The 14,065-nt window shown below is 66.6% G+C and carries 12 protein-coding genes and 2 tRNA genes; 10 read left to right on the top strand and 4 right to left on the bottom strand.

Translation table 11 applies throughout. From position 1 onward, the window contains the following. Positions 1-28 precede the first annotated feature (28 nt). Positions 29-988, bottom strand: coding sequence for a saccharopine dehydrogenase family protein (locus DZG09_RS00265; protein ID WP_119695764.1), 960 nt, complete (start codon positions 986-988; stop codon positions 29-31). A gap of 210 nt (positions 989-1,198) precedes the next feature. Between DZG09_RS00265 and serS the strand changes: the two genes are divergently transcribed. The 7 genes from serS (at position 1,199) to DZG09_RS00230 (ending at position 8,692) form a co-directional block, all read left to right on the top strand. Continuing rightward, on the top strand, positions 1,199-2,482 hold the full coding sequence (gene serS, locus DZG09_RS00260) for a serine--tRNA ligase (RefSeq protein ID WP_119695763.1): 1,284 nt from the start codon (positions 1,199-1,201) through the stop codon (positions 2,480-2,482). After that, positions 2,479-3,303 (top strand): HAD family hydrolase, encoded by an 825-nt coding sequence (locus DZG09_RS00255; protein ID WP_240423558.1) that lies wholly within the window; start codon positions 2,479-2,481, stop codon positions 3,301-3,303. Before serS ends, DZG09_RS00255 begins: the two co-directional genes overlap by 4 nt. Positions 3,304-3,443: 140 nt before the next feature. After that, positions 3,444-3,528, top strand: a tRNA-Ser gene (locus tag DZG09_RS00250). A gap of 101 nt (positions 3,529-3,629) precedes the next feature. After that, on the top strand, positions 3,630-4,097 hold the full coding sequence (locus tag DZG09_RS00245; RefSeq protein WP_240423557.1) for an acyl-CoA thioesterase: 468 nt from the start codon (positions 3,630-3,632) through the stop codon (positions 4,095-4,097). A gap of 263 nt (positions 4,098-4,360) precedes the next feature. Then, positions 4,361-4,452 (top strand) — tRNA-Ser (locus tag DZG09_RS00240). Positions 4,453-4,553: 101 nt separating this feature from the next. After that, positions 4,554-6,752 (top strand): HYR domain-containing protein, encoded by a 2,199-nt coding sequence (locus DZG09_RS00235; protein WP_119695761.1) that lies wholly within the window; start codon positions 4,554-4,556, stop codon positions 6,750-6,752. A 107-nt stretch (positions 6,753-6,859) separates the two neighbouring features. Further along, positions 6,860-8,692 carry a DUF4012 domain-containing protein gene (locus DZG09_RS00230; RefSeq protein ID WP_162893056.1) on the top strand — a complete coding sequence of 611 codons (1,833 nt, stop codon included), beginning with the start codon at positions 6,860-6,862 and terminating at the stop codon, positions 8,690-8,692. A 141-nt stretch (positions 8,693-8,833) separates the two neighbouring features. Here DZG09_RS00230 and DZG09_RS00225 read toward each other — a convergent pair whose 3' ends face one another. Beyond that, the gene (locus DZG09_RS00225; protein WP_119695759.1) at positions 8,834-9,694 is read right to left on the bottom strand and encodes an alpha/beta fold hydrolase; all 861 of its coding nucleotides are present in this window, start codon (positions 9,692-9,694) and stop codon (positions 8,834-8,836) included. Positions 9,695-9,761: 67 nt separating this feature from the next. Between DZG09_RS00225 and DZG09_RS00220 the strand changes: the two genes are divergently transcribed. After that, positions 9,762-10,271: a CGNR zinc finger domain-containing protein gene (locus DZG09_RS00220; RefSeq protein WP_119695758.1), complete on the top strand. Its 510-nt coding sequence runs from the start codon at positions 9,762-9,764 to the stop codon at positions 10,269-10,271. Positions 10,272-10,418: 147 nt separating this feature from the next. Here DZG09_RS00220 and DZG09_RS00215 read toward each other — a convergent pair whose 3' ends face one another. Then, a complete protein-coding gene (locus DZG09_RS00215) occupies positions 10,419-11,102 on the bottom strand; it encodes a TetR/AcrR family transcriptional regulator (protein WP_119695757.1) in 684 nt (227 codons plus the stop codon). Between the two features lie 63 nt (positions 11,103-11,165). Here DZG09_RS00215 and DZG09_RS00210 point away from each other — a divergent pair, with 63 nt between their 5' ends. After that, entirely contained in the window at positions 11,166-11,921 is a 756-nt protein-coding gene (locus tag DZG09_RS00210; protein ID WP_119695756.1) for an SDR family oxidoreductase, read from the top strand. A gap of 32 nt (positions 11,922-11,953) precedes the next feature. Continuing rightward, the gene (locus DZG09_RS00205) at positions 11,954-12,283 is read left to right on the top strand and encodes a nuclear transport factor 2 family protein (protein ID WP_119695755.1); all 330 of its coding nucleotides are present in this window, start codon (positions 11,954-11,956) and stop codon (positions 12,281-12,283) included. A gap of 111 nt (positions 12,284-12,394) precedes the next feature. Here DZG09_RS00205 and DZG09_RS00200 read toward each other — a convergent pair whose 3' ends face one another. After that, positions 12,395-13,888, bottom strand: a complete 1,494-nt coding sequence (locus DZG09_RS00200) for an HNH endonuclease signature motif containing protein (RefSeq protein ID WP_162893055.1) — start codon at positions 13,886-13,888, stop codon at positions 12,395-12,397. Positions 13,889-14,065: the final 177 nt, after the last annotated feature.

Raw genomic sequence — 14,065 nt, 5'->3', positions numbered from 1 at the left:
TCGGTTGGCGCCCCAGACGTCGGCGCGATCAGGGTTGTGTGCGCGAGATCTGTGCGTGCACGTGGACCTGCTCGATACCCCCTCGCGCAACATCGTCGAGCGTGAACAGGTCGGCCGACGTCACCACGCCGGAGATCTGCGTGCGCGCCGCCATGGCGGCCGCAAGCGCTACCAGTTCGCCCGTGGTCTGCGATTGACCCGCACCCTTCGCCGTCACCACCTCGCGTGTTCGCCGGTTGACGGCCGTGAGCGACCACTGATCGCTCCCGAGGTGCGGCGCGCGACTGACCAGTCGGGAAAGCGCAGGGAAGCTGCCGACGAGGCGGAGCGCGGCCGTCGTCAGCGCGCTGTCGGTCGCCAGGAACGAGCGCACGGCGACGCCGCGTGCGCGTCCGATCAGCAGGTCGTCGGGGAAATCCGCGCGAAGGCACGACCGTTCTCCGGATCCGGTGGGCAGTCGCCTTCGCTGCCTGAAGTTGAACACGGCGCCTTCTTCTGATGCGCCCCACACCTTGCGTCCCGCGAGCGCTGCCGTCCACTCGACGGCAGCGGCTCCGTGCGTCTCGCCCCCGCCGAGCACGATCGCAAGATCGACGTCGTCTCCTGGCTCGCTCGCGACTGCTGCGACGAGCAGTGTGCTCAGACCTGGCGCGAGCCCCGCACCGAGCACGCTGCTCGCCCCGGCATCCGCCACGGCCGCGGACAGCTGCGCGAGGTACTCGGCAGTGGCAGAGGCGTCGACGAGCACGGCACCCCCCAGCAGCTCGGCGATGCGCGGATCCTCGACCCCTGACGCGTTGATGACGACGTCGTGGTCGGCGGCTGCGTCGCGAAGTGCGGTGCGCCCGGCGCCGGTGGAGAGATCGATCGCTATTCCGTCATCCGGGGCGGAGCGGCCTGCGGGCGTGATGTGGTGCCCTGCCGTGCGCAGAGCGGAGGCGGCGGCGCGACCGATGGCCCCGCGCGCACCGATGACGAGGAATCTCATGTGTTCTCCCTGGGGCGCTCGCATTGAGTAGGTGTCACTCAAGCATGGCGCCTTGTCGGAAGGGTCGCGCCGGATGGGCGCCCCGCGTGCGGATCCGCCGTCGAAGCCGCGTTCTCGTCGAACTGGCCCCGAGCTGCAAGGTTCGGGGTCGGAGAGGTGAGGGGATGTGCCGGATGCGGGCTGTGCCCGCCGAGCACTTAGACTCGTAGCGTGATCGATCCGGTACTACTTCGCGAACAGCCAGAACTCGTGACGCGCTCGCAGGAGGCGCGCGGGCACTCCGCCGAGTCGGTCAGCGATGCTGTCGCGGCCGAACAGGAGCGTCGCGTCGCATTGACCGCGTTCGAGGAGCTGCGCGCCGAGCAGAACGCATTCGGCAAACAGGTCGCGAAGGCGCCGAAGGAGGACAAGCCGACGCTTGTCGCGCAGGCCAAGGAGCTCGCGGCGAAGGTGAAGGACGCGCAGCAGGCCGCGAACGAGGCCGAGCAGGCGTACCGCGACGCGATGGCGAAGATCGAGAACGTCGTGATCGACGGCGTTCCCGCAGGAGGCGAGGAGAACTTCGTCACACTGCGCGAGGTCGGCGCGCCCCGCACCTTCGACCCCGCCGAGTTCCCCGACGGGCCGCTCGACCACCTCGCCCTGGGCGAGAAGCTCGGTGCGCTCGACATGGAGCGCGGAGCGAAGGTGTCAGGTGCCCGGTTCTACTTCCTGAAAGGCATCGGCGCCCGCCTCGAGATCGCGCTGATGAACTACGCGCTCTCGGTCGCACTCGACAACGGCTTCACGCCGATGATCACGCCGACGATCGTGCGCCCCGAGGTGATGGCCGGAACGGGCTTCCTCGGTGAGCACTCCGACGAGATCTACCACCTCGAAGAAGACGACATGTACCTCGTCGGCACGAGCGAGGTCGCGCTCGCCGGGTACCACGCCGACGAGATCGTAGACCTGTCGAACGGCCCGCTGCGCTACGCCGGTTGGTCCACCTGCTACCGTCGCGAGGCGGGTTCGCACGGCAAGGACACCCGCGGCATCATCCGGGTGCACCAGTTCAACAAGCTCGAGATGTTCGCCTACACGGCTCCGGATGACGCCGAGGCCGAGCACGAGCGCCTGCTCGCGCTCGAGGAGCAGATGCTCACCTCTCTTGGTCTCGCGTACCGCGTGATCGACGTCGCAGCCGGTGATCTCGGATCGTCCGCCGCCCGCAAGTTCGACACGGAGGCATGGGTGCCGACGCAGGGCGCCTACCGCGAGCTCACGTCGACCTCGAACTGCACGACCTTCCAGGCCCGTCGCCTCGACGTGCGCCACCGCCCCGAGGAGGGCGGTCGCACCCAGCACGTCGCGACGCTCAACGGCACGCTGGCCACTACGCGATGGATCGTGGCGATCCTCGAGAACGGCCAGCGACCGGACGGGTCCGTGGTGGTCCCAGAGCCGTTGCGACCCTTCCTGGGCGGCCTCGAGGTGATGGAGCCGATCGCGTGAGCGCTGGCCCGCGTCTCATCGCGCTCGATCTCGATGGAACCGTTCTGCTGGAGGACGAGACCTTCAGCCCAGGAGTCGTCGACGCCGTCGCCGCAGCCGAGCACGGCGGCAACATCGTCACGATCGCGACAGGTCGCGGCTGGGACGCGACAGCGCGTATCCTGCACGGACTCGGCATCCGGCCCGACTACGTCGTGTGCTCCAACGGTGCGGCGATCATGAGCCGCAACGACTCCGTCGAGAACGGCTACGAGCGCCACACCACCCAGACGTTCGACCCGTCCGAGGTTCTCGAGCTGCTCGAGAAGGAGCTGCCGGACGCGACCTACCTCGTCGAACTGCCCGACGGCTCGCGACTGTACACGAGCTTCGTCGACGACTGGGATCTGCGCGATGAGGACACGCAGCGGGCCACGCTCACCGAGATGCGCGGGCACGAGGTCTCGCGCGTCGTGGTGGTCTCGGCAGACCACACGGAGGAGGACTTCGTGCGAATGGTCGAGGAGATGGGGCTGAACCAGGTCTCCTACGCCGTCGGCTGGACGGCATGGCTCGACATCGCGCCGGCAGGCGTGAACAAGTCGACCGCGCTCGAGGCCGTGCGGGAGATGCTTCGCGTGCCTCGCGAAAGCGTCGTCGTCATCGGCGACGGCCGCAACGACATCGGCATGTTCGAGTGGGCGGCGGCCGGCGGCGGCAGGGCCTTCGCTATGGGCCAGGCTCCGGATGAGGTGAGCCGAGTGGCGACCGACATCACCGACGACGTGGAGGACGGCGGCGTGGCCGCGGCTTTCGAGGCGATCGGCGTCGGAGCGACCTGAGCAGGCTTCCGGCGGCGTTGTCCTCGGCCGCCATGCAAGGCACGCTACTTCGTCCGCCTTGCCGGATACGTACTCAGACCGCCCCGAATGGGCGGTGTCGGCCGGATGGCATAGACTCGTTGCTCGGCGGGTCACCGCCTGGAGGGTTGTCCGAGCGGCCGAAGGAGCCGGTCTTGAAAACCGGTGGGCGGCAACGTCCCGTGGGTTCGAATCCCACACCCTCCGCCGAAGATCGCACCGCTCCGGGGCCGGAGGTCGACCTCCCGTCCGCGGAGGTCGGTTTCTCGCACGGAACGACGGCGTGCGGCCGCGGGTAGCCTGGGGGAGTGAACGCGCAGACTTTCTCCGACCCGCCATGGTCGGACGACGGAGTGAACTTCCACACCCGGAAGTGGGTCAAGCCCGAGGACCTCAACGCCAACGGATCGCTCTTCGGCGGCAGCCTGCTGCGCTGGATCGATGAGGAAGCCGCGATCTACGCCATCCTCCAGCTAGGGAACTACCGAGTGGTGACCAAGCTGATCTCCGAGATCAACTTCGAGTCATCCGCCCTGCAGGGCGACCTCATCGAAATGGGCCTCGCAGCGACGCACTTCGGGCGCAGCTCGCTGACCATGCGGGCGGTTGTGCGCAACATGATCACGCGCAAGCGCATTCTGACGATCGACCGGCTGGTGTTCGTCAGCGTCGACCAGGACGGCAAGCCGACGCCGCACGGATACACCGACATCACCTACAACCGCGACCGGATGCCGCATGAGCACCCTGGGACGGGAACCGTCGCGCTGCCCTGACCCAGCCGCGCGAGATTCGGCTTGCGCAGCTCGGCGTTCCCGCGGGCGCTGTCGGCTCGCGCGACCACTTGCGGCGCGAGCGCACCCACGCACGAATGAGGGCGGCATCGTCGAGGGCACCGGATGCGTCGAGCTGCATGCGCCACACGTAGGCGCGGCGGCGCTCGTCGGGCAGCAGCGGCGCTGCGCCGCGCGCGGAGTCAGAGCGAGTTTCGTGCGCGCGCGTCGAGCCGTTACTATGGTCAGTGCACCTGCGGGTGCAAGGAGACGTGCCGGAGCGGCCGAACGGACTTCACTGCTAATGAAGGGTCGGGGTTAAACTCGACCGGGGGTTCAAATCCCCCCGTCTCCGCCAATTGTCCTGAGTCGCGACACCGTTGACAGACGAGTCGAGGCTCAGGACTTTTTATCTGTTCCGGGGCATCGATTCGATCGGTTGACCAGTATGCTACTCCAGTGAACCCTTCACTGGCGAAGACCCGTCCGACCCTCCTCTCACTGATCGCCGTCCTGGCGCTGATGGCCTCGCTGTTCATGGCGCCTGAGACAGCCAGGGCCGACTCGCAATCGATCACCGGAACGATCGACGCGTCAAGCCCGACGTACGTGCGGCCCGTCACAGGGGGCTGCGCCGCCGGGAGTGAGGAGACTCACTACGCTGTCGTCAAGGTGACGATCATCGGAACGGGGCCGACGGGCTCTCTGATGGATTTCGCCGTGACGCCGAACGGTGACTTCGCGCTGACGACGACTCTCTACGACCCGCCGTTCCAGCCGGACATGCCGATCGTGAACTGCTGGGGTGCGAACAGCAGTTCGGCCAACGGGGAGGCGGTCGAATGGGCATATGAGAACCCGATCACGATCCTTGAGGGATTCGAGTACCGAGACTTCTATCTCGTGGTCGCCGGGAGCTCGGCAGCCGATCTCGGTGCGTTCACCGTCGATGTGAACGCAGAGACGCTTCCCGTCGACGTTGAGATCGTCCCACAAGAGCCGACACCTGACACGACTGCCCCTGACCTGATGCTCCCGGAGGACGTGGTCACCGAGGCAACCGGTCCGGATGGTTCTGAGGTCAGCTACAGCGCGTCTGCCTCCGACGACGTCGACGGCGCGATCGCGCCCGACTGCTCGCCCGCCGCAGGCACGGTGTTCCCCCTGGGCAGCACGGTGGTGAGCTGCACCGCCACCGATGACGCAGGCAACTCCAGCTCAGGCGACTTCACCGTCACCGTCGAAGACACCACACCGCCGGAGCTCGTCGTCGCTGATGATCTCAGCGTCGAGGCCACAGCGAGCAGCGGGGCCGTCGTGGACTACAGCGTCTCCGCTACGGACCTTGTCAGCGGCCCGGTCTCGCCCGTGTGCCTGCCCGAATCAGGGAGCATCTTCACTCTCGGAGAAACGGCGGTGAGCTGCACTGCCACCGACGATGCGGGCAACGCCAGCGAGGCAGGAACGTTCGTCGTCACGGTCACCGACGTCACTGCACCCGTTCTCGACCTTCCGGCAGACATCACGGCGGAGGCAACCGGAGCGAGCGGTGCGATCGTCGACTATACGGCGACCGCGGCTGACGCCGTCGACGGCGCTGTCGCAGTCGACTGCATTCCCGCCGCCAGCACGACCTTCGCACTCGGCACGACGACCGTTTCCTGCTCAGCCAGCGACAACGGAGGCAGTGTCGCCACGGGCACCTTCGACGTCACCGTCGAGGACTCCACCGCACCGGTGCTGGATCTTCCGGATGACATCACGGCCGAGGCAGCCGACGAGAACGGTGCGGCCGTCGCCTTCACAGCATCGGCCACCGACTTGGTCGACGGTGACAGTGCTCCTGAATGTGACTCGGCTTCGGGGAACTTCTTCCCGCTTGGCGCAACCACGGTGACCTGCACGGCGACGGATGAGGCGGGCAACGCAGCGACCGGGTCGTTCGATGTGACGGTCGAGGACACCACTGCTCCGGTGCTTCACATTCCGGATGACATCACGGCAGAGGCATCCGGGTCGGATGGTGCGGAGGTGTCGTTCGTCGCGACCGCACAAGACCTGGTCGACGGTGCGGTGTCTCCGGTGTGCGCCGCTGATACTGCCGCACTCACGTCGGGCGACACATTCCCTCTCGGGGTGACGACGGTGACCTGCACAGCGATGGATGAGACAGGCAACGCCGTGGCAGGAGCGTTCGACGTGACGGTCGAAGACACCACCGCTCCGGTGCTGAGTCTTCCGGATGACATCACGGCCGAGGCGTCCGGATCCAGCGGTGCGGAGGTGTACTTCGTCGCGACGGCCGAAGACCTCGTCGACGGGGCGGTGCCCCCGATGTGCACCGCCGGTGCTGACGCACTCGTATCTGGCGACACATTCTCGGTCGGTACGACGACGGTCACCTGCACAGCCACAGACGAAGCGGGGAACGTCGCATCAGGGGCGTTCGAGGTCACCGTCGACGAAGCAGCTGCCCAGCCGGATGATGACGACGCACTCGGTGACTCAGTGGACGCGGAGCAATCGGGCAGCGGCGCCACGGTCTCCGAGCTCCCGGCGACTGGTTCCACGGTCCCGGTCGCCGGTCTCATCGGGGCGTTGGCGCTCGTCCTCGGAGGACTGGTGCTGACGTTGCGACGCCGTCACGGGGTGCGCTGACGCGGGGCGCTGCGGGGCTGACCTCAACTCGCCGGAAACAGCGTCTGACGCCCGAACTCGGCACCTGCTCGGGGATATTCCAGAAACTACCCGGATAAGATTGCGCCGTGTCGTCTAGAACCGGAGTGCGCCGCTCGCGCCGCCCTGCGCAGCACGCTGCGCCGCCCCGGAAGCGGCTCTGGCCGAGGATCGTCGGGTTCGGATTCAGCGGTGTGCTCCTGTTGGGGATCATCGTGGTCGGAGTCTTCGTCTATCAGGCGGTCTCGGTCGCTTCGAACCTGCTCGCCGCGAAGGACGAGATCTCGCTGGTTCTCGATGACGCCACGAGCGGAGACACCCAGCAGGTCGTCGAGCATGCCGAGAAGATCCAGGGCATGGTGGAGGACGCCAACGGCAAGGTGAGCGGACCGCTCTGGTCGGTCGCGTCAGCCGTGCCCCTCATCGGCGAGAACGTCAACGCCGTCAGGCTCGCGACACAGGCGACCCACACGATCGTCGAGGGGGCGCTGCCTCCGGGTATCGCCATCCTGAACAGCCTGGACCTGAAGGACGCGTCGATCAGCGACGGCGGCCTCGACCTCTCGCCGCTGCGCGACGCGCAGTCGTCGCTTCCCGAGATCAGCGATGCGTTCGACTCGGCCAACGAGACGGTCAGCAGCATCGATCGCAGCAAGCTGCTTCCGGTCGTGGACGACGCGGTCAGTTCGCTGACCGACGTGTTCGAGATCGCGGCACCGGCGCTCGACCTCGCCGAGCAGTATCTGCCGAACATGCTCGACCTCGCCGGCGCTGAGGAGCCTCGTCGCTACATGCTCGTGTTCCAGAACAACGCCGAGATCCGCTCGGGCGGCGGCCTGCCTGCCGCGACCGCCATCGTCGATGTCGACAACGGCAAGGCGGAGCTCGCCGACCAGACCAACACCTACACATTCCGACGAGACCTCAAGGTGATCGATCCGCCGGACGAGATGGAGCAGCTGTACGTCTCCGACACCTTCACCGGCTTCGGCAACTTCACGCGCACGCCGAACTTCCCGACGACGGCTGAGGCGTTCGACTCGCTCTGGAACATCACCACCGACGAGCACCTCGACGGCGTGATCACGATCGACCCCGTCGTGCTTTCGTACATGCTCAAGGCGACAGGGCCCGTGACCAGCACGGACGGCACGGTGCTGACGAGCGAGAACGCCGTGCAGGCACTGCTCTACGATGCCTACCAGCGATACACCGGTGAACAGCAGGATCTGTTCTTCGGTGACGTTGCGGCGCGCGTCTTCGACAAGGTCGCAGACGGCGACTGGGACCCGGTGCAGATGATCGACCAGCTCGTTCGCGCGGCGGAGGAAGAACGACTGCACGCCTGGTTCCCCCGTGAGGACGAACAGGCCATGGTCGAGGACCTGGAGATCGACGGCGCGCTGCCCACGTCCAACCAGGAGTCGACCGAAGTCGGGCTCTTCCTGAACGACTACGCGGCGAGCAAGCTGACGTACTTCCTCGAGTCGAGCCTCAGCCTGACCTGCGATGTCGCTGCCGGCACGATGACGACTTCGATCACGGTGGCCAACGATGTGCCGGTGGACGGCATGACGAGCTACCAGCTGGGGATCCGGAACAAGCGCTACTCGATTCCGCTCGACTGGTTCGTCCTCGACGTGATGTACTTCGCGCCTCCGGGGTCGGAGATCCTGAGCGTCTCACCCGACCCCGACGTATCGTGGGAGACCCGCACGGGCATCGAACGGGAGCGCAACGTGTGGAGCAACCGCTTCTTCGTTCCCACGGGCGAGACGAAGACCATGTCGTACACGTCGACGATCCCGACCGGCGACCTCGGCCCAGTGTCGCTGCGCTTCTCGCCGACCGTCACGGACACCCCGGTGACGATCGACGACAGCTGCGGGTCCGTCTTCGCCGAGGCTCCGGCAGCCGAGTGACCTGAGTCCTGCCGCGGAGTGACGGAATGAACGCCGTCACTCCGCGGTGATGCTCCCCTCTCTTCCCGCCGCAGAGCCGAGTTCTCCGTGGGCCCACGGTCTGTGTCAGATGTCCAGAGGCGGTTCCGGACGGGCCAGGTCTCAGAAGGAGGATCGCCACTCTCGGATGATGCCGGCGACATCGTCCAGGTGAGATTCGAGGAGGAAGTGGCCGCCGTTCAGGAGCTCGATGCGAGCATGCGGGGCGTCGACGCGGAAGGCTTCGGCTCCCGCCGGCCCGAAGATCTCATCGTTCTCGCCCCAGATCGCCAGAACGGGCACCTGGGAGGCGCGAAGCCATTCGTGAAACCTCGGGTAGAGGACTCGATTGGTGTGATAATCGCCGAAGAGTGCCAGCTGGACGAGGTCGTTGCCAGGACGCCCGAGGAGCGCGAGGTCGTGTTCCCACGCGTCGGGGTCCACCGTCGTCGGGTCAGGAACTCCGTGGAGGTACTGCCATTCCACCGCCTCTCTTGCCAAGGCGGGACGGAGGGCTGCCTCATTCTCTGCAGTGGGGTTCTGACCGTAGGTCCAGATCGGTGCCCAGAAGTCAGGGACGAAGCCTTCCTCGTAGGCGTTGCCGTTCTGCGAGATCACGCCCTCCATGCGATCAGGGTCCGTGAGAGCGAGCCGCCACGCGATGGGCGCTCCATAGTCCTGGGTGTAGACCGTGAACCGCTTCACGTCGACTGCGTCGAGGAAGGCCCGCGTGATACGCGCCAACTCGTCGAAGGTGTAGGCGAACTCCTCCACCGACGGAGAGGAGGAGCGCCCGAATCCGATGTGGTCAGGGGCGATCACCCGGTAGCGGTCGGCGAGAGCGGGAATGAGGTGGCGAAACATGTGCGAACTGGTGGGGTATCCGTGGAGCAGCACCATGACCGGCGCATCCTTCGGCCCCGCCTCACGGTAGAAGACCTCGAGCCCGTCGATCTGGATAGTGCTGTGATGCACCGTAGCCATTACTAACCTCCTATACGTTGTTTGCTGGTTACTCGGACTGTAGCATGGGTATGGAGGAGGTCGACGTATGGTTGACGATGAGACAGTGCTGCTCGATGTGCTCAACAGCGCACCAAGGCTCGGCGGCGTCGCCACTGACATGCTCGAAGGTGCGAAAGGCGTGGGCTTCGCGCGCCGACTTGGCGGCGCGGGCACGGACCGGGAGGTGGATCTCCTCCGTCAGGCGCGGGATGCGATCCAGTGGCTCGTGCGAGGCCGCACTGACGCCGCGCACACTCTGCAGGCGCTCATGGACCACACCGCGCTCACGCCGGCGGTGACGCCGAAGGGCATCCAGTGGAACCTCGTCGCCGCGGGCGATGCGCTGCCAGCGGCCCGCATCGCGCAGGCGTGGTCGAGAGTGAACGAAACGCTCCCGGGCAGACTCAAGGCGTGCGCGAATGAGGAGTGCAACCTGTTCCTCATCGATCACACGAGACCTGGTACGGCCAAGTGGTGCTCGATGGCCACCTGCGGCAATCGCATGAAAGCCCGCGCCCACGCCTCCCGTGTTCGAAGCTCCGCCCAGCAGCGATGAGGCGGTGGCGGAGAGAAGGGGCAGCGGCGGAGGATCGGCGGTCCCTCCCTGCATCGTTCTTCTCCACGACCCAGCGAACACCCGTGCTCACCGCACTCGCGGCGATCATCACCACCAGTGGTACCCGTCCACCCGCCCCCAGGCCTACTATTGCAGCCTCTTGCTCAGCCTGCTGAGCCATTCGATGAGGAGCTGGGTCTCGGCCTTTCCCAGGACTTCGGGGTGCGCTGCGGCGAGCTCGATCGCTGCGGTGAGCCGGTTGTCGGATCGTGCTCCCTTGCCGGTGATCGCTGAGATAGCGCCTTCACGGACAGTATGTGAGAGCAGGGGGTCCGGCGCTGCCAGGATGATCTGACGAAGGGTGACGCCGATGTTGGCCACGAGGATGTGTGCCGCTGCCTGCTCGGAAGGGACGATGAGGCGGTCCTGTTCGGCTGCCCGCGCCGTGAGTGCGCGGAGGACATTGCTGGCCCGTGACTGTGCCTCGGGGGAGTGGCCGGGGCGGACTTTGCCGTACATGAGGGTGTAGAAGCCGGGGTTGGCCAGACCGAAGGCGACGTGTGCGTCCCATCCTGCGCGGATGTCCTGGATCGGGTCGCCGGATGACTCCATCGACGACTTCTCGCCGAGGTAGAGATCGAACCCGTGCTCGACGACCGCGTCGATCAGGCCCTGCTTGGAGCCGAAGAAGTGGTACAGCGTCGGCATCTTCACACCGACCGCGTCGCACACCGCGCGCAGGGAGAACTCCTCGCCGGGGGCGGCGGCGATGAGGTCGGCGGCTGCCGCTATCAGTCGCTCCCGTGTATCGCTTGTCGGTGCTCCTGTCATAGTGCTACGTTAGCGTATGTAGCAGGGTAATACTGTTGCATATCAACGATATGGAGGGTTGTCATGGCTGATCACACGCTCAACGGCAAGAACGTCCTGATCGCGGGCGGCGCGAAGAACCTCGGCGGGCTGATCGCTCGTCAAGCAGCCGAGGCCGGCGCGAACGTCGCGATCCACTACAACTCCGATTCCAGTCGCGCGGACGCGGAGCAGACGCTGGCCGCCGTCGAAGCGGCTGGAGGCAAGGGCGCGGTGTTTCAGGGGGACCTCACGGTTCCGGCGAACGTGACCCGACTGTTCGCCGACGCTGAGGCGGCTCTGGGGAAGATCGATGTCGCGGTGAACACGGCGGGCAAGGTGCTGCGCAAGCCGATCGTGGAGACCACCGAGGACGAGTACGACTCGATGTTCGACATCAACTCCAAGGCCGCGTACTTCTTCATCCAGGAGGCCGGCAAGAACCTCGCCGACGGCGGCAAGATCATCACCATCGTCACCGCGCTGCTGGCCGCGTTCACCGACGGCTACTCCACCTACGCCGGTGGCAAGTCGCCGGTGGAGCACTTCACCCGCGCCGCGGCCAAGGAATTCGCGGACCGAGGCATCTCCGTCACCGCGATCGCTCCCGGCCCCATGGACACCCCGTTCTTCTACGGCCAGGAGACCCCGGAGCGGGTCGAGTTCCACAAGTCGCAGGGCATGGGCGGCCAGCTCACGAAGATCGAGGACATCGCCCCGATCGTCCGCTTCCTCGCCTCCGAGGGCTGGTGGATCACCGGCCAGACGATCTTCGCCAACGGCGGCTACACTACTCGCTGATCCCGACCTCTCGACGTAAGGAGATCCAACTCATGGCAGCACCCACCATCCCCGAGCCGGTGGCCTCGTTCATCACCGCGGTCAACAACCACGATGAACAGGCGTTCCTGGACGCGTTCACTCCGCAGGGAGCCGTGGACGACTGGGGCCGCACCTTCACCGGGCGTGAACAGATCAAGAGCTGGAGCGACAAGGAGTTCATCGGGTCTCGCGGCACCCTCGCCGTCGAGGAGGTCGACGCCGCAGGCGACACGATCACGGTCGTCGGCGACTGGCGATCGAATCATGCCAACGGCCGGTCGAAGTTCGTCTTCGACGTCGACGGCGGCAAGCTCGCGAAGATGACCATTCGCGAAGGCTGAACGCCTGTACTCGCCCCTCGATCGGGCGTCTGCTTCTGTGGACGCCCGATCGTCGTCGCCATCTTCGCGTTCCCGTACGGCACGCACACACAGGTTGCCCTGTCGCATCCGTCAGACGCGAACAGCTGCACGGTTGAGCTGCGAAGCACTCCGCTCCAGGTGCGGTCGATAGCGCGAGAGGTTTCGGGTGGGTCGGTATCGTCGGTGACGGTCGACCCAGCGGGGTGCGGCGACGTGGGGGACGCCGCGGCGCATCTCGATGCGCCATCCGGAGCGGTCGAGGTTGTGGTGGTGCCACCAGCAGAGCAGGACTCCGTTGTCGGTATGGGTTGCTCCGCCGTGGGAGTGTTCTTCGACGTGGTGGATCTCGCACCAGGCGGCGGGTACGGCGCAGCCGGGGATGATGCATCCGCCGTCGCGGGCGGTGATGGCGCGGCGCTGGTGCGCGTTGAACAGGCGCTCCTTGGTGCCGAGTCGGATGAGGCGACCTCGGTCGTCGAAGACCATCTTCTGCACCGCGCCGGTGCAGGCGATGCGGTGGGCGATGCTGGCAGGGACGGGGATGTCGATGCCGTCGATGCGGGCGATGCCGCCGTCGAGATCGCGCGCATCGACCGTGACCAGAAGAGTGGGGGCCGCGCCGCCGAGGGTCGGTGACTCAGCCGCGGCGGCCGCCGTGTGCACGATCGAGGTGAACGCATCGTGCCGCTTCTGCTGCGCAGTGCGCGGGTCGGTCGGGGCGTCAGCATCGTCATCGCTCGGCGTCGGTGCGAATCGCACGGGGGAGCCGTTGTGCGCATCGAACAGGCGGCTGAGCGCGGCCGCGGTCTCGGGAACGAGGTCACCCCAGATGTGCACCAGGCCGTCGCGCTCGCGGCCCAGGTTCACACCGCGGAGGCGCTCAGCGCACTCGGCATCGGCCTCGACGCCGTCGCGGCCGAGGAACGCGACCCAGGTGTCGACCATGATCTTGACCTCGTGGAACGTCGCGGGCGGCGCGCCCCCTGCCGACTCGGCCTCCGTCGTCGGCTCGAGCGGCAGCCTGTCGTGAATCGTGCCGCGCACGGCGGCCGGCACCAGCTCCTCCTCAGCGGCGGTGATCTCAGCAGGCGAGGCGAGACCGCGCTCATCGACGCGGGCGAGCCGATCGGTGACGTACTGCGCAGTCTCTTCGGCGAGTGCGCCGCGGTGCAGCGCGTCTGCGACATGCGGGAAGCGCGCCGGGATGTCCTGGCCGCTCAGCCCCGTGCTCGCCCTGGTGCGCCGGTCGAGGCGCATTCTGGCCTGTGCGACGCGCGCCGGCACTCCCGTCGCGTTCTCGAGCAGCTCGGTCGCGTTCCGGCAGTCGAAGATGGTGTCGAGCAGGCCCTCGGAAGTGCGACCGGATGTCTCGGCATCGGAGCGGACGGCGACCTCGCCCGCCGCCCGGATCTGAAGACTGTCGACGAGGCGACCAAACGACGCCAGTCGCTGCGTGAACGACAGCACATCGGCGTCGGACAGCGACGCCAGCTCGCTGCTGAGCCCATCGAGCAGCTCGCCTGCCGCCGCGACCCGCTCGACCGCGTCGTGCGCGGGAGCTGTGAGTCGTGACGTCGTCGCCATGTACCTAGAATAGCATATATGTTCGATTAAAGGGAAGCGAAATCTGGGATAGTCGACCATGGCGCCGACCGTTCTCGCGCATAGGTTGGTAGAACTAGAACAAATATTCTAGAGTCGAAAGCAGTGGAGTCGAGCCGATATCGATGCTCAGCGGGACGATCCCGATACGACCTCATC

The organism is Microbacterium halotolerans, from assembly GCF_003569805.1.
Classification (GTDB): Bacteria; Actinomycetota; Actinomycetes; order Actinomycetales; family Microbacteriaceae; genus Microbacterium; species Microbacterium halotolerans.
The sequence above is the reverse complement of the archived record's forward strand: the minus strand, read 5'-3'. Positions and strand labels throughout refer to the sequence as shown.